Annotated in this window: 17 protein-coding genes; 6 read left to right on the top strand and 11 right to left on the bottom strand. The window is 59.5% G+C overall.

What is annotated here, in order from left to right:
* Positions 1 to 9: 9 nt before the first annotated feature.
* Positions 10 to 1212, bottom strand: coding sequence for a pyridoxal phosphate-dependent aminotransferase (locus tag IPM54_00970; GenBank protein ID MBK9258389.1), 1203 nt, complete (start codon positions 1210 to 1212; stop codon positions 10 to 12).
* A gap of 185 nt (positions 1213 to 1397) precedes the next feature.
* On the opposite strand from IPM54_00970, the gene IPM54_00965 reads away from it, so the two are divergent.
* On the top strand, positions 1398 to 2807 hold the full coding sequence (locus IPM54_00965) for an ATP-binding protein (GenBank protein ID MBK9258388.1): 1410 nt from the start codon (positions 1398 to 1400) through the stop codon (positions 2805 to 2807).
* 21 nt (positions 2808 to 2828) lie between these two features.
* Here IPM54_00965 and IPM54_00960 read toward each other — a convergent pair whose 3' ends face one another.
* Genes IPM54_00960 through IPM54_00950 form a run of 3 tightly spaced genes read right to left on the bottom strand, consistent with a single transcriptional unit; the run spans position 2829 to position 5809 of the window.
* Positions 2829 to 4217: an ABC transporter permease gene (locus IPM54_00960; GenBank protein MBK9258387.1), complete on the bottom strand. Its 1389-nt coding sequence runs from the start codon at positions 4215 to 4217 to the stop codon at positions 2829 to 2831.
* Positions 4214 to 4912, bottom strand: coding sequence for an ABC transporter ATP-binding protein (locus tag IPM54_00955; GenBank protein MBK9258386.1), 699 nt, complete (start codon positions 4910 to 4912; stop codon positions 4214 to 4216). Before IPM54_00955 ends, IPM54_00960 begins: the two co-directional genes overlap by 4 nt.
* Before the next feature lie 6 nt (positions 4913 to 4918).
* Positions 4919 to 5809: a ferritin-like domain-containing protein gene (locus IPM54_00950; GenBank protein ID MBK9258385.1), complete on the bottom strand. Its 891-nt coding sequence runs from the start codon at positions 5807 to 5809 to the stop codon at positions 4919 to 4921.
* A gap of 275 nt (positions 5810 to 6084) precedes the next feature.
* On the opposite strand from IPM54_00950, the gene IPM54_00945 reads away from it, so the two are divergent.
* Positions 6085 to 7467, top strand: a complete 1383-nt coding sequence (locus tag IPM54_00945) for an HAD-IG family 5'-nucleotidase (GenBank protein MBK9258384.1) — start codon at positions 6085 to 6087, stop codon at positions 7465 to 7467.
* Between the two features lie 4 nt (positions 7468 to 7471).
* On the opposite strand, the gene IPM54_00940 is transcribed toward IPM54_00945, so the two are convergent.
* Positions 7472 to 8227 (bottom strand): SUMF1/EgtB/PvdO family nonheme iron enzyme, encoded by a 756-nt coding sequence (locus IPM54_00940; GenBank protein MBK9258383.1) that lies wholly within the window; start codon positions 8225 to 8227, stop codon positions 7472 to 7474.
* Between the two features lie 145 nt (positions 8228 to 8372).
* On the opposite strand from IPM54_00940, the gene IPM54_00935 reads away from it, so the two are divergent.
* From IPM54_00935 to IPM54_00925, 3 genes are all read left to right on the top strand, one after another.
* Positions 8373 to 9986, top strand: a complete 1614-nt coding sequence (locus IPM54_00935; GenBank protein MBK9258382.1) for an ABC transporter substrate-binding protein — start codon at positions 8373 to 8375, stop codon at positions 9984 to 9986.
* Positions 9987 to 10105: 119 nt separating this feature from the next.
* Positions 10106 to 10651 (top strand): hypothetical protein, encoded by a 546-nt coding sequence (locus IPM54_00930; protein ID MBK9258381.1) that lies wholly within the window; start codon positions 10106 to 10108, stop codon positions 10649 to 10651.
* A 93-nt stretch (positions 10652 to 10744) separates the two neighbouring features.
* Positions 10745 to 12028 carry a GAF domain-containing protein gene (locus tag IPM54_00925; GenBank protein MBK9258380.1) on the top strand — a complete coding sequence of 428 codons (1284 nt, stop codon included), beginning with the start codon at positions 10745 to 10747 and terminating at the stop codon, positions 12026 to 12028.
* Between the two features lie 9 nt (positions 12029 to 12037).
* Here IPM54_00925 and IPM54_00920 read toward each other — a convergent pair whose 3' ends face one another.
* The 5 genes from IPM54_00920 to IPM54_00900 form a co-directional block, all read right to left on the bottom strand.
* Complete coding sequence (locus IPM54_00920; protein ID MBK9258379.1) at positions 12038 to 12790, bottom strand: hypothetical protein; 753 nt, start codon at positions 12788 to 12790, stop codon at positions 12038 to 12040.
* A gap of 70 nt (positions 12791 to 12860) precedes the next feature.
* Complete coding sequence (ubiG, locus tag IPM54_00915) at positions 12861 to 13610, bottom strand: 3-demethylubiquinone-9 3-O-methyltransferase (GenBank protein ID MBK9258378.1); 750 nt, start codon at positions 13608 to 13610, stop codon at positions 12861 to 12863.
* On the bottom strand, positions 13576 to 13872 hold the full coding sequence (locus IPM54_00910; protein MBK9258377.1) for a hypothetical protein: 297 nt from the start codon (positions 13870 to 13872) through the stop codon (positions 13576 to 13578). Before IPM54_00910 ends, ubiG begins: the two co-directional genes overlap by 35 nt.
* 170 nt (positions 13873 to 14042) lie before the next feature.
* Positions 14043 to 15161, bottom strand: a complete 1119-nt coding sequence (locus tag IPM54_00905; protein MBK9258376.1) for a hypothetical protein — start codon at positions 15159 to 15161, stop codon at positions 14043 to 14045.
* A 118-nt stretch (positions 15162 to 15279) separates the two neighbouring features.
* The gene (locus tag IPM54_00900) at positions 15280 to 16206 is read right to left on the bottom strand and encodes a class II glutamine amidotransferase (GenBank protein MBK9258375.1); all 927 of its coding nucleotides are present in this window, start codon (positions 16204 to 16206) and stop codon (positions 15280 to 15282) included.
* Positions 16207 to 16406: 200 nt separating this feature from the next.
* Between IPM54_00900 and IPM54_00895 the strand changes: the two genes are divergently transcribed.
* Positions 16407 to 17963 carry a hypothetical protein gene (locus IPM54_00895; GenBank protein ID MBK9258374.1) on the top strand — a complete coding sequence of 519 codons (1557 nt, stop codon included), beginning with the start codon at positions 16407 to 16409 and terminating at the stop codon, positions 17961 to 17963.
* 35 nt (positions 17964 to 17998) lie between these two features.
* Here IPM54_00895 and IPM54_00890 read toward each other — a convergent pair whose 3' ends face one another.
* Entirely contained in the window at positions 17999 to 18838 is an 840-nt protein-coding gene (locus IPM54_00890) for a prolipoprotein diacylglyceryl transferase (GenBank protein MBK9258373.1), read from the bottom strand.
* Between the last annotated feature and the right edge of the window lie 96 nt (positions 18839 to 18934).

Raw genomic sequence — 18934 nt, 5'->3', positions numbered from 1 at the left:
AAATGGGCATCAGCCGTGCGCGACGGTCGCCACGACGGATTCGATTGCAGCGGCGAACCGAGCCTGCTCGGGCAAAAGGCTCACCACGAGAAACCCTTCGCGATCCATTTCAAAAAAATATCCCGGGTGCACGATGACGCCATGGTCACGCACGAGTAATTCGACCCAGGCGTCTTCATCCCGCGTCCGAGCGACCTCCAGAATGGCGTACCAGCCGCCGTCCGTGGGTAAACGTCGAACGGCCGCATGCGAACCGGCGTTTGTTATGGCCTTGTCGAGCGCTGCCAAGTTGTCGGCGACGCGCGTGCGTACCGCGGCTTGAATGCCGTGACGAGCGGCCAGCAATTCGGGAAGTGCGAGCTGCGCTGGAGTCGATACGGAAAGGTACGTATCCGCAACGACTTCGAGACGCGCGATGGCTTCTTGCACGAGCGCATCCGGGCCACATACCAATGTAAACCCGACTTTGCACTGGGGCAGAAGCAGACTTTTGGATAGGCCGGCCATGACGAACGTGAGCGCATTTCGTTCGGTTGAAAAACTCGGCAATCGATTGTCGGGCAGAGCTCCGTGTGCATACTCGGCAAAAACCTCGTCCACGACGAGCGCAAGGCCGTGTTTCGCAGCGAGCGTCGATAACATGACCGCTTCGTCTCGGCGCACGAAGGACCCCGTGGGATTGTTCGGATGTACCAGAACGATGGCACGTGCGCGCCCTTCGGCTTTTACGATGGCTCCCTCGAGCGCATCGAAATCAATGCGCCAGGCCTCTTCGCGCACGAGAGGATAGCGGTCGACTTCGACGTTTTCGAGCCGCGCGAGATAATCGAAGAGCGGATAGGAAGGCGCAGGTATCAGCACGCGATCGCCATGTTCGCAGAGAAGCTTGAAGATCCACGCGTACGCCTCGCTCGTGCTCGCGCTCAGCACGACTCGGTCAGGATCGGCGGGAAGACCGCGTTCAGCGAAATAACGCGCCACGGCTTCGCGAGCAACCGGATGGCCAAGCGCATGCGGCTCGTAGGCACTGCCACGCGGATGCCCGAAAAGTGCAATGAGGTGGTCGGTATTGACGATGTTGCAGCGAGTAGGATTCGATTCGGTGAGGTCGACGAGGGGCCGGCCGGAACGGCGAGCGTCGCGGATGAGGGTAGCGAGGGGGTTCTCGGAGCGGTCCCACGCGGTGCGGCGGGAGAAGCGGAGGGGGGTCATGCGAGGTGCGAGCTTGCTGCTAACGGCGCCCAAATGCAAGAAATTCGCAGGTTGGTACGGTGCATCTGCAACTAGTCAATCTTAAACTTGACAAGTTGCAACTTGACAAGTTACGACTTGGCTAGTTTAGACTTGACAAGTTTCCCACAGGCGACTATCGTGTGCGATGAACGAGGACGGTCTCCGTGAACCCTCAGCCTATCTCCAACTTCATCGGCCGCGACGCCGAATTCAGAATGCTCGAGGCGGAACACGACGCCCAACGCAGCTCCTTCGTCCCCATCTACGGTCGACGCCGCGTCGGCAAAAGTGAGCTCATCCTACGGTTTCTGACCAAGCGCAAAGGCATCTACTTTTTGGGCAAGCGGGCACCCGCGGCCATGCAGATCCGTGAATTCCTCGAGGAATCAGCCGCCGTCCTAGGTGAACCCCTCCTCGCTTCCCTTTCCACCGATAGCTGGAAAGTCGCGATCAACGCCGTGGTATCACAATGGCGATCCACAGAAAAACTGGTGCTGTGCTTCGACGAATTTCAGTGGATCGTGGAACAAAGCCCGGAATTACCCAGCGTCTTGCAGGAATTCTGGGACTTGCACTGGAAACGGTCGCCCAAGGTCATGCTCATTCTCTGCGGCTCTTACGTAGGCTTCATGGAGCGCGAGGTTCTGGGTAAGAAAAGCCCACTTTTTGGACGCCGAACCGCACAAATCAAACTCCGCCCCTTCGATTATCGAGAAGCTGCGCTCTTTCATCCGGGCTACTCGCTCATCGATCGAGCCAAAACCTACTTCATTTGTGGCGGCATTCCCCTTTACCTCCGTAGCTTCTCTCCACGTCGATCCGTAGAATCCAACATTGCCGAGGCCATCCTGACCGAATTTGCACCATTGCGTTACGAACCAGATTTTCTTCTACGTGAAGAGCTGCGCGAGGTTTCCAGCTACTATTCCATCCTGGTCGCGATGGCACTCGGCGCGCACACGGCCTCCGAACTCGCTCTCCGCACTGGTATTGATGACCGGGCCCTCCAATACTACTTCAAACACTTGCTCGAACTGGGCTACATCGCGCGTCGGTATCCTCTCACCGGAAAAGCTCCCGTTGCACGACACGTCCATTACGAGCTCGACGACCCACTCCTTCGTTTCTGGTTCCGGTTCGTTTACCCGAATACGAGCTTCATTGCGCAAATGGGTCCAAATCGCACCCTCACCGATAGAATCCGCCCCGCGCTCGATGCATACTTCGGACACTCGTTCGAACGCCTTTGTCGCGAAGCATTGCCAGTCATCTACAATCGCGAAGGGGTTTCCTCATCGTTCGACGTCGGACAATATTGGGACAAAAACGTTCAAATCGACATCGTCGGTCTGCGCGATGATGGAATCACCGATCTGGGTGAATGCAAATGGGGCAAAACCCCCAGTGCATCCGCCCTCATTGCCGAGCTGCAAAGCAAGGTCGGCCGTTATCCAAACCAGCGTGGAGCAACCATAAGTCGACGCATTTTCGTACGTGAACGTCCACGTGCCGAACACGATAGCGTCATCTGGCACGATCTCGAAGATCTCTATGCAGATCCCAAGTCTTCCTAGCGTTCGCAGCCAATCGTCGCGTCAACTACCCGAAAGCGCTTTCGCCGGATCCACTTTCGACGCAGCTCGCGCGGGCCCTATGGCTCCAAGCACCGAAAACAGCAACGAAAACCCCAATCCGACGAGCCAAAGCCACCACGGAAACGCAAAAAATGTCGACGGCTTGAACGGGAAATCCGGGAGCTTCTCCGCAGCCAATACATCCGCCACGAATGCCAAAATGCGCGCGACGACGAGCCCCACCGCTCCCGCGGAAATACCAACCACGGCCGCAAGGGAAATCGTCCACGCAGCTATCTCGCCAGATGCCGCACCAACCGCCCGATAAAGCGCAATCTCCGAACGACGCTCGAGCACGAGTGCTCGAAACGTTTGTGCAATGCTCGCTGCACTCACGATCAGAATCACGCCCGCAACGAGCGATAGCAACGCCATGACGCCCGAAATGAGCACGCTCACGTCACGCGCTCGCGAATCTTTCGGCGTGAGTCCAATACGCGCCGCCGCAGTAACCACCGGCGCAACGTCCGCCCCAGACCCGACCTCGACCACGACGCTCGAATAACGCTCGGCTGCGCGGTCTCCGCCATATTCACGATTCCAACGTTTGACCACGCCAATCGGAAACGTGAGCCCCAAATCGACGGCGCTCGGCGAAATGCCCACGATCTTCGCTTTGACCGTGCGCGGCGCCCCCTGCTTCGCTCGCCCAAGAAGGCTCTCGCCAAGCCGCATGTTGAACGTCACGCTCTGCGCACGCGAAACCAGCGTTTGCCCAACGGCCGGAAAACCATGCGCCGGCGCAATCGTCTTGTCGAAAATCTCCACCAGATACCGACTGACAATCGCAGGCACCGGTGCCGAGCAACGTCCTGACGTAGCACCGCTCGGCAGTTCACAATACTTGTCCGGCCCGCATGCAGCGTCGTCCTTGCACGTGGGACCGGCAGCATCCATCGGGTCGGCAAACACATCGGTCCGCACGTCCGTCGCCGCGAGCATCGGTTCGATGCCGTCACCCGGCAGCTCGCTCGAACCAACGTCGTGCCCGAGCAGCTCGCGCCCGCCACGCGCGCTTGCAGGAAACGCGAGCGACAACTTCGGGAGCACGTGCTTCACGCCAGGCGCGGCCGCGATCGTTTCGATGTCCTTCGGCGAGATGCCAGGCACTTCGCCCGCGCCCAAGAGCAAGCCCAAGAGACCTGGATCTCGCGCCTTTGGAGGTTCGAGCTCGACGCGATGAATCGGAAACACATCGCCCAGAAGCACGGTGCGCACGCCGAGCCCGAGTGCCAGGAAAAACACCAGCGTGGCCGATCCAGCCGCGATGCCAAACGCACTCGATGCAAGCGCCCCGCGTGATCGAACGAGGTCCCGCCGAACGAGTCGCACGAGCGCAGACAGCTTCATGAATTCTCCAGCGTTGCGACACGCCCGTCTTGCAACCGAACGATGCGGCTCGCAACGCGCGCAAGACGTTCCTCGTGCGTCACGGCAACGATCGTCAAGCCATCTTGCCGATAGAGCTCCTCGAACAGAGCAATCGTCTGCGCACCGGTTTCTGCATCCAGGTTCCCCGTAGGTTCGTCGCAGAGCAAAAGTTTGGGCTTACGCAAGAGTGCCCGCGCAATCGCGACGCGTTGTCGCTGGCCTCCAGACAATTCCGCAGGCGTGTCCATGGTTCGATCAGACAAACCAAGTCGTTCGAGCAGCTCCTTCGCTCGCCGAACGTCCAGCGCTTCGTCCGCTTCGGGATCGAAGAGCGCCGGGGTCGTGACGTTCTCGAGCACCGTGAGGTGCGAGAGCAGGTGAAAGTGTTGAAAGACAAACCCGATGTGTTTGCCTCGGAGACGCGCAAGGCGCGTGTCGCTCATCGTGCCGACGCCGATGTCGTCGCCCCAGAGAAAAACCTTGCCCTGGTAGGCACGATCGAGTCCGCCGATGATCGAGAGGAGCGTGCTCTTGCCCGAGCCACTCGGCCCGAGCACCGCGACGAACTCGCCGCTGTTCACCATGAAGTCGACGTCGGAGAGCGCGTGGCGCGTGCCTTTGCCGGCATCATGTACGCGCGTGACGTGCTCTGCACGGATGGCCGGAACATCCATTGGTGGTCAAAGTGCTTCCACGGCGACGCGATGGCGATCGACTGCCGCTTCGGCCGCTTGCACGCCGATGCCGATGATGTCTTCGCCGCGATGCAGCTCGTCCTCGGACAAACCGAACAAACGCAGTAAAAATGCCGGCGGACGCAGATCCAAATCGCTCTCCTTCAGGAAGAGCCGCGCGAGATGTTCCGCGTACGCGCGCGACAACACTTCGAACGGGATGTGATCGAACGCTTCTGCACGTCGTCTGCTTGCGTAGGCGGATAGCCAGAGCGCGACGTAGAGCAAGTTGAAGATGGCGCGCAGTCGCAAGCGCGAAGTGTTTGGCTGACGTGCGAGAGCTTCGCGCAAGAAGTGAACGTTGAGCGGTACGTGAAACGACTCGTCACGCGTGAGGACAGTGAGGATGTGCCGAACAGCGGGATGTTTGGCGCGACGAAGCGCGAGGCGGTAGGTGGTCGATCCGATCGTCTCGAACATGAGGTTCGTCAAGACAATCGTCTCGATACGTTTGGCCTTGGCGTAAAGGTGAAAAAACGTGCCCGTTACGCGGCCCATGGGACGCACGGTGCCGCCGAGGTAGTCGAGAAATTCCGTGAGTAGCTCGCGGTGCCAGCCTTCTTCGTTCCCGTAGAGGCGAAGACACTCGGCAAGCTCGGGATCCCATGCAGCAACTTGTTCGGCGAGCTCGTGGGCTTGACGAAGACCGGATTCCTCGGAGCGATAGGCGGCGTTGAAAAATGCGATCGCTGCTTGTCGTTCTGCCTCCGACGCCCATACGATCGGCTCCGAGAGGTCGAGCTTTTCCTCGTACATCCGCTCGGCACGTTTTTGCAGCATGCGGAGCCACCAGGACGTAGGTCGCCGCAACGGACCGCTCTCCGTATTCTTCGCCATCGTTACCTCGAACGCGTTGGGGGCGGAAGATAGCGCATTTGGCCGTGCTGGACACGCCTTTGACGGCAACGAAGGATGGCGCGGAAGACGCGGCGATCTTTTGCACGCGAGATGCGTCGTCGCGACGCGCGGGGCTTTCGCGGATGGGCTAGCATGACCATGGCTCTCCCGTGACGTTCGAACAGCTCACTCTTCCGTTCGAGGGACATCTCACGCCGGCTGCACCCGCGCGCATCCCGCGCACGCGCCGTGTGTTCGTGAACCGCAACCTGAAGATGGCAGGCATCGATTGGGTTGGGTTCGACATGGACTACACGCTGGCGATCTACAACCAGGCCGAGATGGACAACTTGTCCATCGCCGCCACGATCCCCAAGCTTGTCAGGCGCGGATATCCCGACGAAATTCTTCGCGAAATCCGCTGGCCCATCGACTTTCCAATCCGCGGTCTGCTCATCGACAAGCGCTACGGCAACGTCCTGAAAATGGACCGCTTCAAGGTGGTCCACAAAGGCTTCCACGGCCTGCGCGAGCTCGGCAAAGACGAACTGCGATCGCTCTACCACCAGAAAAGGCTCAAGCCGAACACCGGCCGCTACCACTTCATCGACACGCTTTACGCCCTGAGTGAAGCGACGCTCTACGCCGGCATCGTCGACGCCTTCGACGCTCGCTCCATCGAGCTCGATTACGCGCGCCTGTTTGCCGACATCCGCGAAAGCATCGACGAAGCGCACCGCGACGGCTCGATCCTCGACGTCGTTTCGAGCGACCTGCCGCGTTTCGTGGAACGCGATCCGCTTCTTGCATCGACGCTACACAAATTTCGATCGGCCGGAAAAAAGCTGTTTCTCCTAACGAACTCGCGCTGGCCCTACACCGAACAGATGATGACGTACCTGCTCGGCAACGCGATGCCCGAGTACCCGAGCTTCCGGCACTACTTCGACCTCGTCATCGTCGCAGCACAGAAGCCTGCGTTTTTCGAAGAGCGACGGCCGCTGTTTCAACGCGACGGCGAAACGATCAGGCCCGCCTCCGCGCCGCTCGAACGAGGAGCGATCTACGAGGGTGGAAACTTGCACGATCTCGAAGCGGCTCTCGGTGTGTCCGGCGATCGCATCCTCTACGTCGGTGATCACATCTACGGCGATATTTTGAGGTCAAAGAAAGAGTCGGCTTGGCGCACGGCCATGATCATCCAAGAGATGGAGGCCGAAGTGCTTGCACACGAAGCGTGTCGTGAGCAGCATCAAGAGAGCGCCGAGCTCGAACAACGCCGCGAGGAGCTCGAGGACCAACTGCGGTACTACCAGCAGCGTTTCAAGGATCTGACGCGGAAGATCGAAGACGAGTCGGGCAAGAACGGCGTGTCGGCACACGACATCGAACGGTCGCGGACGAAGCGAGCGGTGGAGCGCATCCGGGGGCTTTTGCGGGCCGTGGATGCCGATTCGTCGAAGCTGGAGCGGGAGATCGACTTGCAGTTTCACCCGTTCTGGGGGTCGCTCATGAAGGAGTCGATCGAGCCGAGCAGCTTTGGTGATCAGGTGGAGGAGTACGCGTGCATTTACACGTCACGCGTGTCGAACATGCTGTCGTATTCGCCGCTTCAGTATTACCGAAGCCCGCGGGATTTGATGCCGCACGAATTGTAGAGGGTCACTTGCAGCAGCGAAAACCCGTCGAATAGTCGTGGTAGCGGCCGTTGTGGGCGGTGGTTTTGTACTCGCAGCCATCGCCATTTTGGTGCACGTCCAGGTAATACCCACCGCGGAACGTGCCGGATTTCGACGCGGTCCATTCGTGCAGATTGCCCACCATGTCGTAGACGCCGTAGCTCGATCGGCACTTCTTGTGCGCGCCGCTCTTGGCGACGGTGCCTTTCATCTTGTTGAGCTGCGGATTGTTCATGTTCTCGAACGAATAGGCGTCTTTGGACGGCGCTGCGCCGCCTAAACCATAGAGCGCGTTGAATGACGACACGCCCTTGTCGTTGCAGCGCCCCGCGACGTGCTGTTCGCCATAGGGATACGTCGTGGGCTTTTTGCCGCGACAGGCGCCGATCCATTCATCGTCGGTGCACAAGCGTTTGCCCGCGTTCGCGCATGCTTCGGCGGCCTGATCGCGGCTGATGTAGCCTTGAGGCACTTTGCCTTTTTTGCTCACGGCTCGAACGCGCAAGCCATCGACGGGCACGTAGGGCGAATGTGAACGCGTCTTGTTTTTGCCAATGATTTCGACGGTATGCGCCTCGTACCGATCGATGCAGTACTTGCCGCCGATGTTCGCCATGTCCGCGGGACAACCTCGCCCCTTGGCCGAAGCATTCGACGGCACCGGGAGCGTCACCGCGAGCAGAGCGACGCTCGCGAGCACCATCATCACCGGAGAAGGCCATCGGTTTCGGGTGTTCATGCGGACACTCGACCTATCTTTTCGATAGCGCATGCTCGGCCAGGGAGCAAATATCCTGCGGACCGAGCTTCGACCGTTGACACGCAGCTTCGACGTGCTGCCATGGAAAACAATGCTGACGAGCAGAACCTCCCGTCGTGATTTCTTGGCGACACTGGCCGCCTCGGGCTCGGCTGCGCTCGTGGGCTGCACCTCGGAAAGCCTCCCGCTTCCGCCGCCTTTGGTCGAAAAAGATGCCGCGCCAAGGCGCGGGGGAACGCTGCGGTTTTCGCTTGGTGAAGACGTCAAGACGCTCGATCCCGCTCGAACGATCGATCAGGTTTCGTTGATCGTTGGCAACCTCATGCACGACACGCTCCTCGATTTCGCGCCCTCGAATGCGCCAAACCCGACAGCTTTGGTCCCTTCGCTCGCGTCGTCGTGGTCGGTATCCGAGGATGGGAAAACGCTGCAATTCGAATTGCGTGAGGGTGTGCGTTTTTCCGATGGGCAGCCGGTGCTCGCGGAGGATTACGCGTACGGCTTCGACCGGCTCTTGGCGCCTGAAACGGCGTCTCCAGCGGCGCAGTTTTTCCGGGGCATCGACGGTGCGACGGCTCGGGTCGAAGGACACGCGAAAGAAGTTCGAGGCATTCGCGTTCTCGGGCCGCGAACGCTCGAAATACACCTCGAACGTCCGGATCCATCCTTTCCGCTGCTCTTGGCGCTCGTGGGTTCGACCCCGCAAAAGCGCAGCCATGTCGAACGCGTCGGGCAAGGGATTTCCGAGCGGCCGCTGGGCACCGGGCCCTTTGTATTGCGAGAATTTCGTCCAGCGCAAGAAGTGGTGCTGGACCGAAACCCGTTTTACTGGAACGGCGATCGCCCGTACCTCGATTCGATTCGATTGCGTCTCAACCTGCCGCGAGAAACGATGCTGTTCGCATTCCTGCATGGTGAGCTCGACATTTTGGATGGCCGAATATGCAGTGATGCCATTTTGCTTGCTCGAGAACCAGCTTGGGCTCCCTTTACCGAGCGAATGCCGCTTCCGGGAACGACGGCCGACGCGATGAACACGCGGCGAAAACCATTCGATGACAAGCGCGTGCGGCAAGCATTCAATTATGCCATCAGCAAGACGGATACCGAACGATTGTCGAATGGGCGAGCCATACCCGCCAATGGATACTTGCCCCCCACCGTTCCAGGTCACGATGCGAGCAGGCCCGTGTGGCCGCACGATCCCGCGAAAGCGCGGAAGTTGCTGACCGAAGCCGGGTACGCTCGCGGCCTCGAAGTGACGTTCACGACCCTGCGCGACGAAATGGCGCAAAAGATCGCCTTGTCGATGCAAGCCGACCTGGCCAAAGTCGGCGTGCGCATGAACATCGAAACGCTCACGTTCCCGGCCTACATCAATGCCGTGATGCAGGGTCACATGGAATTTGCGTTTTCCTCGTGGACGATGGACGTCCCCGATCCGTGGGACTTTCTCGAAGTGAAATTCCACAGCCGAATGATCGACGCAGGAACGAACGATTCACGGTACGCAAATCCCGAAGTCGATCGATTACTCGATGCTGCACGCACGGAGCGAAACGTCGAAAAGAGGCTCTCGATGTATCGCCAAGCGGAAAACATCATCGTGGATGATTGCCCGCACGTATGGCATTACTTTCTCGCATCGCTCGACGTGCGAAAACCACACGTGCGCGGGCCAATCCGACATCCTGCGCGGGATATTTTCTTACGCGATACCTACCTCGTCGGTGCGTGAATCACCCCGCCGCATGCTTCGCATGACCAATCGCGCAAAACGCTTGTCGTTCGAGCACCTGCAACGCTAAGATGGACGTTACGAGACGGCCCAATGTACCTGGCCGTCGAAGGAGTGACATGCGCTACGTCGCGATCTTGGGAATTCTTTGTCTTGGAACTGTTGGAACACTTGGTGGCTGCAGCGATGGAACCGATGGGTCCTCGGGCGCTGCTGGAAATGGAACGTCGAGCTCCTCGTCGAGCAGCGGAATGGGAGGCGAAGGCGGCGGCGCTGGAGGCGGCGCTGGAATGGGCGGAGCTGGCGGCAGTGGCGGTGGCGGAATGAGCATCAAGGTGAACGGATGCGATTCCGCAACGGCACAAGATGAAACTGCAAATGCGACCGTGAAGATCATGGTTGGAGCTGGCGGCTTTACGTTCAGCCCGGCATGCATTCGCGTAAAGAAGGGTACGGCCGTCACGTTCGAGGGCGATTTCGCCGCTCATCCCATCGTCGGCGGTACGACCACCGCAGGCGCACCGCCAGAGCCCGATCCGACAAGCCCAATCAAACAAACCATGGCCGGGTCGTCCGTCACCTTCACCATGGATTCCGCAGGCACGTACCCGTATTATTGCGAATATCACCTGCCAACCATGGCGGGCGCCGTTTTCGTCGAGTAGCCCCTATCCGCTCAGCCACACGAGTGCTCGCTGCAGTCCGGACGTTTCTTCGATACAATCGAGAAGCGCCGTGTTAGGGTACTGCTCCATATCATGAAGGTGAAGAAACTCGAGCGAGCGTACCAGGCCTTCATCCGCTGCCATAACGTTGTCTCCTCTGCCACGAGCGAGGCTCAGCTCCTGAGCGATGTATGCCACGTCGCGGTTCATGATCTGGGGTTCAAGCTCGCGTGGGTGGGGCTTACTTCGCCCGTGGACAAAATCGTTCGACCGGTCGCTCAGGCCGGTTATGAGGCAGGATATCTCGCGTCGATCCGCATCACGTGGGCGGACGATGCCCACGGGCAAGGGCCCACGGGCCGCGCAATTCGCGAGCGGCGGCCGCACATCGCTCGCGATATCGCAACGGACGACCGCTTCGCTCCATGGCGTACCGACGCGCTCGCTCGCGGGTATGCATCTTCCGCGGCGCTACCGCTGCTCGACGGCCCGCGCTGCTTGGGGGCGCTCAACCTGTATGCGGCAGAGCCAAACGCCTTCGACGACGATGAAATCGCGCTGCTCGAGGAAATGGCGCTCGATTTGGTGCTCGGACAAACTCGGCTGCGCGCCGCATCTTGGGCGTCGATCGACATCGGCCGAGCCGAAGCGATATGCACCGCCGTTGCCTCGATCGCCCATGATCTCAACAACTTGCTCCAGGTAACCTCCATCTCCATCGAGCTGGCATCCAGCGCCAACGCGCAAACGTATCGCGACGAGAGCTTTCGCGACGCCGCGGAATCCACGGCCGCAGCCACAGCGCTCGTACGCCAGCTCATGTCCCTGTCGAGGCGCGGCATCGAGCACCAGCAGCACACATGCGTAGACGAAATCGTCCAAAGCTCGGTGACCTTGCTCGCACGGCTTGCGCCGAATGCAAAGCTCGAGCTCGAGACGATGGCGGGCACCGCGCGCGTCCATGTCGCGTCGCTCGATCTGCTCCGCATCTTGATCAATTTGGTGGTCAATGCAGGTCAAGCCATGAAGCACGGTGGGCGCGTGCGCATCCGCACGGAGGTTTGTCGGGTGGGCGCCAGCGAAGTTCGGTGTTTGGATCGATGGCTTCCCGCAGGTACCTACGTTTGCCTGTCGGTCGCCGATACTGGCGAGGGCATTGCACCGGAGCACCTGCCCCGCATTTTCGATACTTTTTTCACGACCAAGGGTGAGCGTGGAACGGGCCTTGGATTGCCCGTGGTATTGGGGTTTGCCCGGGCGGGCGGCGGGGATGTCGCGGTGGATTCGCAGGTGGGATCGGGCGCGCGCTTCAGAATTTATTTGCCCATCGTTACCATGCAAGCCGAGCGGCAACTTCAATCGATGGCGATGGTCTGACGGGAAATCTCAACAATCCGGGCATTGCTTCTCGGTACATCCGAGCAGCACCTGGAGCGTCTGCGCACCATCACCGAAGCTCGAATAACATTGCTGCTGGCAAACCAGATCCAGACTCCCGCAACCACCGAGACAATTGTAAAGCCCAAGGCACGGTGCAAATGCCAAACACGCATCAAGCTCGTCGCCGCACGTTTCGACCATGCATTCACTGCATGGCTCGAGCGGCTGGGTCCCCGGGCATTCCACGGGGCAATTGTGTCCTCCGCAGCTCGAAAGCGCATACAAATCCGATGCGCCGGTCGGATACATCGAGTAGCACTGCTGCTCACACACCTCGTCGCCATTGCAACCATTCACGCAACCATTGAGCTGGAAGCAATGGGGGTTGTTGTAACAAGCGCAGTAAATATCCGCGCATTGCAGCGAAAGACATTCGGTGCATTCGTCACCGAAACCCGGACAGATGACGCCGCCGCTCGAAGACGAGCTACTGCTGCTCGTCATACCGCCCGAGCTACTGCTGCTCGTCATACCGCTCGAGCTGCTGCTCGTCATACCGCTCGAGCTGCTGCTGCTCGTCATGCCGCCCGAGCTACTCGTGATGCCTCCCGAGCTGCCGGTCGAGCCTGCACCAACGCCCGAACCTGCTCCACCTGCCCCGCCCGAGCCTACGCTGTCGCGTATTTCGACACGCGCCCCGCAACTGGCCACGAGCACGACCGCTACCCCGACAAACCCCCAACAAGCAAGCCTGCGCATTGCACTAGGATCGCCGAATCTCGCGCGCGACGCAAGGCTCATCCACCTCGCAGCTCGTGTTCCCGCACGTTCACGGCGAGGCAACGCAGGAGCCGCAGTAGGACACGAGCGTGGACGACGTCTCCGTGAACTGAAATGCCGGCGACACGACGCCCGTTCGGAGCAGATCGAAAAGCGCACGATTGATGACGGGGCGCAGACCATGAAACTCGGGTTTGGCAAAACCAGCGTCGCGCAACATTCGGCGAAGCTCCGACGGGCGTATGAAAAGATCGATCGTATGCAGCTTTGGCGGCGTATTCTTCACGAACCACTCGAGAGCCTTGATGACGACGATATGCGAAAGAGGATTGCGATTGAAGGTATGAAATAGAAAAACCCCGCCGGGACGGAGAACGCGTTTGACCTCGGAGATGATTCCCTTCGGCGATGTCACGTGCTCCAGAAAGTCGAAGGCGACGACGGCATCGAAAGCTCGGTCGGCAAATGGAAGCGCATACGCGTCGCCCCACTGGTAATCGGGCGGGTTGTCTCGCGGTGCGTGCGCGCACGCCACGGCCAATGCATCTTTCGAAAAGTCCACACCCGTTACGCGAAATCCGTGACTTGCCAATACGTTCGATACGAGCCCCGCACCGCAACCAACGTCGAGGACGGTCGATACGGCCTTTTGCGTCAAGAGCGGGATTGCCCATGCCAGCTTCGCTAGACTTTCCTGCCTCAAGAGAGCAACGGGCGAATCCCACGCGTCGTACCAGTCATTGGCCAACGTATCGAAATAGGCGTTATTGACGTGTTTTCGGTCCTCGATGGCGCTCATGAGATCCCTCCCCGAAGTTCCAATAGATGATTTGAAACATTATGCACCCGAGCAAAACGACCCATGTCCAGACGAGACCCGTCGTTTGCCCCGTCTTTGCCAATTCCCACGCCAAGTAGAGCGTCACCGGATGAATCAAAAAAAGCGCTGCGTGTACCGTCGCTTCCAGCCCATCGATTCGATGGACGTGTACCCATTCATCCTTGAGGACGACGACCGAGCTCAGGAGCGCGAGGAGGAAATACACGGAAGGCGACGCCATCGCCCCCTTCCATGCAACGAATCCGATTGGAATTGCGAAAAATACGGCATCGATTGGATGCCCAATCCTTTCCCATCGCGGCAGACCTCGACGTCGGTGCAGCACGCCATCATCGTACGCCAAAAGGAGCGCGTGGATGCCCAGGCATATCCCGAATTTCAAGGCGGGCGTCACGGACCCGCCTCCGTTTGTCGCAGCACGGCCCCTGCCAGCGTGAGCCCAGGGCCAAAAGCCAAGCACAAGACATGCGGGGACGCTGTTCGAGCTTTCGCGGTTTGCGGCTGTTCGAGAATATTTTTCCAAAGCAATGGCAGCGTCGCGCTCGAAACGTTACCGTGTTCGTACAATGTTTTCCGCGAATGGGTCGCTTGGGATTCGTCCAGGTTCAGGGATTGCATCACATGATCGATGATGCTCGGTCCGCCCGGATGAATCGCGGCAATCATCCGCGGCACTTCGGACGCCGGCAGACCCGCGCGTTCGAGCAAGTCGTTCACGAAGGGGCGCAAGCAATCGCGCAGCTTCAATGGAACCGCGCGAGACAGTGACATTTGAAAAGACCGAGGACCAAGGTTCCAGGTCATGTCGTCGATGCTATCCGGAGCAATGCGTTCGAGCGTCGTGAGCAGCTCCAAAGACGGCCGACCTCGAGGCGGCGCCAGCGTGGCTTCGTATTTGACGACGGCGTCGGCAAATAGGCTTTGAATGACCCATTGCTCGGGGCATGCGGCTTCTTCATTCAAATGAAGCGTGCAAAATTCCGTATGAGCAATCGCGATCGATGCATTCCGTTCGACGGCCAAAAGGCCCTGCGCCGTTCTCAATGCGGGAATCGACGCATAACAGCCCATGTGATACACGTGTTGCACGACAGGAGGCGTCAAGGATGGATTTTCGCCAAGACGTCGACTCACCCATGATTCGGCAATGCTCGGCGCGGAATATCCCGTACACGTGACATGAAGGAGATGCGTCGGAAATGACGTCAACGCATCGGCGGACAACACGGATTCGAGGGCGATTGCCATCTGCTGCCGATAAATGGACATACGCTGCCCGATGTCCCGATGCTTTGCGACCTGGGGCGGCTTTCCGTCCATCCATTCCGGGAGAAACGTGCGCCGCTGGGAAACGCTGGACGGAGAGCACGCAAATCGCGCAATTCTTCTTTGGGCAACCTCGATGTTCGTGCCTGAATGCTTCGCGTATTGCAATGACAGCCATTCGAGCGTCTTTTCTTGAGCAATACACGCCCCGCCGCTCGCACTTCGGAATGCGTGCAGGTACATGGTCCACCCCTCGGACGCATCATGTAATGCTATGGCATCGTCTTGTCGACGTTGGAGAACCGCCCGCGTCCGGCTTCGAGAGTACCTGGCACGCGTGGAAGCACCGGCGAGAAGGGTATCACTCGATGGCGAGCGGTACGACTTCGATCATGGGTTGCGCGCTGCTTCGACGCAGGTACACGAGATGCTGGAGCGGCACGGAGGTCCACGTCGATTGGTCACGTGTGAGCGGCTCCGATGCGACGATGCACGAAGTGGCTTCTTCACGAGCATGATCCATGCGCCATTCGCCGTCATAAAACCCGTATGATTTGCCCGTCGTGTACCAGATGCGCAGGAGTTTCTCGTCCGGTGGATGGTAATCGTCCCCGAGACCTTCGTAATTGCCGAGTCCGAAGGTATAGCAGACGGCGACGAGATCGTTGCCATCCGAGAGAAAAAGGTTCATGGGTGAAAAGGTGCGAATACGCATTTTACGACGCGTCTCGGCAATGATTTTCAGCGCTTTGATGACGCCCGTGCATATGTCTTGTGCGCCTAGGTCGGCGTGCGGGTCGTCGAGCTGCGAGAGCAAGAGCGCATAGAACCACTCGCTGTCGGTCGTGCCGCGGACGACGCGCGCGAGATCGGGCTTCATGTGCGGCAAGAGCGCGAATTTCATTTCGTCGAAATGGGCCAATTGACCATTGTGGGCCAGGGCCAGGCGGGTATTGTCGAACAAGAACGGATGCAGGTTTTGTTCGCTGATGATGGATCGCACGTGATAAGGAACGCCACGCAAATGACCGAGCAAGCAGGTGGCGCGTACTTTTGCGGCAAGGGCCTGCAGGTTCCTATCGTAAATGGGCAGTTGCGTGCTGCGGTAAACGAAAGGCAAGTCGGGGCGTTCGCTTTGGGCATCCCAGGCGAGAAACCCCGAACCGGCGAGGTTCAAGCGATTCAGAAGGGCTGCTTGGTGGGTTTGATTGACGAAGGAGACGTCGGGCTTGTAGAGCAAATCCTCCATCAGGATTGGCTCGCCGAGATAGGCAAGGACGCGACACATGGGGCGCTTGTTTCGCAGACTTGCGGCTCGGGTGCAAGGGCGTTGTGACGGGCGCGTTCAAAATCTACGTCGCAATGGCTCTCCCGCCCGTCCTTCCGATGTTGACATCCCCATCACGATCGTGTCTCTTACGGTTTCGCCGCCTACGCGGCTGAATGCGAGGCCCATTCTTTCTCGCGGTTCTTGGACTGGAGCACATCATGAAATACGCCAAGGTTCTTACGTGCGCAATTGCAGTTCTTTCCATGTCGACGGCGTCGTGTTTGGATTTATCGACGCAATCGACGGGCGGCACATCGAGCGGCACGGGCGGTACGGGCGGGGACGGTGTCGGCGGCACGGGCGGCACGGGCGGGGCCGGCGGAGCAGGCGGAGCCGGTGGAGGAAGTGGTGGAACGGCAGGTGGTGGAGGGTCCGTCGAGGCGTGTGTCGGATGCAGCTTTGGCCGACGATACGGCGACGACGAGGAGCAGGGCACCGCGGCATTCGCGGTGGGCGACGATGGAAGCGTATTCATTTCCGGGTCGTACAATGGCTCGATGTTTTTGGGTCCGAACGTCGGCGTCGTGGATGGCAATGGCACCGAAAAGCAAGCATTCCTCGCAAAACTCGATCGCACCGGCAATCCACAATGGATCGTCAATCCAAGTGCATCCGCGAATGTCGGCGGCGAGGGCTCCGGGGTTGCCGTAGCGAATGGAATCGTGGCCTGGGGCGGCAGCGTCGGCAATGACCCCGTTTTGCGCGACATGTTCGTCGAAACCAGGAACCTCGCCGGCGATTCGACCATCGTTGCAAAAACGAAGCTCGGTTCGCAATGGCACGATGACCTCACTGGCATTGCATTATCGAGCGACGGGAAAACCGTGTACGTCGCAGGCGTGCTTCATGGTTCGGCTTTGATCTACACCGGATGCCCACAGCTTGGTGGTTATGATGCTGGCGGCAATCCCAATCTCGTGGTCTTCGCGCTCGATGCAATGACGTTGAGCTGCAAGTGGGGCAAGACCTGGACTGGAGGCAATCACAATCCCGGCACCATTCGCATTGCCGTGGCCGCCGATGGTCATCCCGTCGTCACGGGCGGATACTCGAGCGGTACGCTTTCGGGTACGGGATTGCCCACGCCGAGTGGCGCATTCCTGCTGAAGCTCGATGCGGCCAATGGCAATTTGCTGGGCGCCAAGGGATTTGCGAACGCTTTGCCGCTTGCGATGACGGTCGATGCGTCGACGAATCGCATCGTGATTACGGGCGGCGTGACGGGTGCGCTCACATTTGCCGGAGAACCGTACCCCGCGCCCATTGCGCCGGATACGACGCACATCATGGTTCTAGCTTATGATGGGGCACTCGAAGAAAAATGGGCGCAGGTGCTGGCCGGACCGACCGATCAATATTGCCAAGGGTTATCGACCGATGGAGCGGGGCGTCTTTACGTGGGTTGCATTCACACGGGCAGTCTTACCCTTCCCAATGGTCCAAGCGTCGATTGTACACCAAACACGATATGCGGACTCCTCGTGACGCTCGCGAGCACCGATGGCACCGTGATCGGCGACAAGTCGGGGCTATTTGGCGCAGGCCAGCCCATCGAGCCCGGATGCTTGTTTTTGACGGCTGCATCATCGAAAGCGCTCGTGCTGGGCGCGACGTGGACCGTGCCGATGACGCTGCTCGATGGCACACCGCTCAATCCGATTGGAGGGAGTAAGGATTACGACGTGCTGGTGAGCAAAGTCGAACCGCTGCCGTGAATGCGCGTGCGGTCACGATGTCGCGCCGCCGCGCATCACTGCGGGCGCGTCCCCTCAATCGTGTCATGCGCACGTTCACGCTCCAATTTCCACGCAATCACCCACCCGAGCACCGCAATGCTGATCCATTGCGGGAGCGACAACGCGCCCAGCATCGGTCGTTCATCACCTCGATAAAAGTCGACACCCAATCGCCCAATCGCATACGTCGCAGCGACCGCCGCAAGCACCATTCCTCGACGCTGCTCCCGCCGCTCCACCCAAAGCCCCACCAATATCATCGCAAGCCCCACGGCCGCTTCGTAAAGCTGCGCCGGATGCACGGCGAGCGAATGCTCGGCCGAAGCAGCTATCCAGCCGCGATCCAAATGCGCAAAAAACGCCGCCGTCTTTTGTGGATAACGAATGGCCCAAGGAAGCGCGCTCGTAAAGCCGAAATCACAACCAGCGACAAAACAACCAGCCCGGCCAAACAGAACGAGCAGCCCCAACGTAGGCGCCAATCGATCGAGTGCATCGGCCACGTCGAGCTTGTACAGTCGCGTGACCCATGCGTGAGCCCCAACGAGCCCGAAGAGTGCGCCATACGCCATCACTCCCAGACCCAATAGCTGCTTCAAATCAAACCCCGATGCAACCCACGCCGGAATTCGCAAAACGAGCCCCAACGTCAATGCTCCAATGGCGGCCCCCGGAAGCGCAAGCAGCAATGAAACACGGAGCCTTCGATCAACTTGACGCGTGCGCCACATGAACCACGCAATCATGCATGCGACCGCGAGGCATTGAAAAAGCGCCCAGGCCGGAACCCGATGCGCATGTATCGATTCAATCCACGTGCTTACGCCAGCACGCGAGCTCGAAGCAAACGCCATGTCTCGGCGACATTGCACGAGACGTGCCCTTTAGACGTGCCCTTTGGCGCGGAGCCCAAGCAGCCGTTGGCACAAGCGTTGCTGAAGGCAAATGGC

The organism is Polyangiaceae bacterium (genome assembly GCA_016715885.1).
GTDB lineage: Bacteria > Myxococcota_A > Polyangia > Polyangiales > Polyangiaceae > Polyangium.
This window is presented reverse-complemented; position numbering and strand designations above follow the sequence as displayed.

What these genes read in the sequence shown, in the direction of transcription:
- IPM54_00970 (MBK9258389.1), bottom strand. Translation starts at nt 1,212, where the DNA reads ATGACCCCCCTCCGCTTCTCCCGCCGCACCGCGTGGGACCGCTCCGAG.
- IPM54_00960 (MBK9258387.1), bottom strand. Translation starts at nt 4,217, where the DNA reads ATGAAGCTGTCTGCGCTCGTGCGACTCGTTCGGCGGGACCTCGTTCGA.
- IPM54_00955 (MBK9258386.1), bottom strand. Translation starts at nt 4,912, where the DNA reads ATGGATGTTCCGGCCATCCGTGCAGAGCACGTCACGCGCGTACATGAT.
- IPM54_00950 (MBK9258385.1), bottom strand. Translation starts at nt 5,809, where the DNA reads ATGGCGAAGAATACGGAGAGCGGTCCGTTGCGGCGACCTACGTCCTGG.
- IPM54_00945 (MBK9258384.1), top strand. Translation starts at nt 6,085, where the DNA reads ATGGCAGGCATCGATTGGGTTGGGTTCGACATGGACTACACGCTGGCG.
- IPM54_00940 (MBK9258383.1), bottom strand. Translation starts at nt 8,227, where the DNA reads ATGAACACCCGAAACCGATGGCCTTCTCCGGTGATGATGGTGCTCGCG.
- IPM54_00930 (MBK9258381.1), top strand. Translation starts at nt 10,106, where the DNA reads ATGCGCTACGTCGCGATCTTGGGAATTCTTTGTCTTGGAACTGTTGGA.
- IPM54_00925 (MBK9258380.1), top strand. Translation starts at nt 10,745, where the DNA reads ATGAAGGTGAAGAAACTCGAGCGAGCGTACCAGGCCTTCATCCGCTGC.
- IPM54_00920 (MBK9258379.1), bottom strand. Translation starts at nt 12,790, where the DNA reads ATGCGCAGGCTTGCTTGTTGGGGGTTTGTCGGGGTAGCGGTCGTGCTC.
- ubiG (MBK9258378.1), bottom strand. Translation starts at nt 13,610, where the DNA reads ATGAGCGCCATCGAGGACCGAAAACACGTCAATAACGCCTATTTCGAT.
- IPM54_00910 (MBK9258377.1), bottom strand. Translation starts at nt 13,872, where the DNA reads ATGGCGTCGCCTTCCGTGTATTTCCTCCTCGCGCTCCTGAGCTCGGTC.
- IPM54_00905 (MBK9258376.1), bottom strand. Translation starts at nt 15,161, where the DNA reads ATGTACCTGCACGCATTCCGAAGTGCGAGCGGCGGGGCGTGTATTGCT.
- IPM54_00900 (MBK9258375.1), bottom strand. Translation starts at nt 16,206, where the DNA reads ATGTGTCGCGTCCTTGCCTATCTCGGCGAGCCAATCCTGATGGAGGAT.
- IPM54_00895 (MBK9258374.1), top strand. Translation starts at nt 16,407, where the DNA reads ATGAAATACGCCAAGGTTCTTACGTGCGCAATTGCAGTTCTTTCCATG.
- IPM54_00890 (MBK9258373.1), bottom strand. Translation starts at nt 18,838, where the DNA reads ATGGCGTTTGCTTCGAGCTCGCGTGCTGGCGTAAGCACGTGGATTGAA.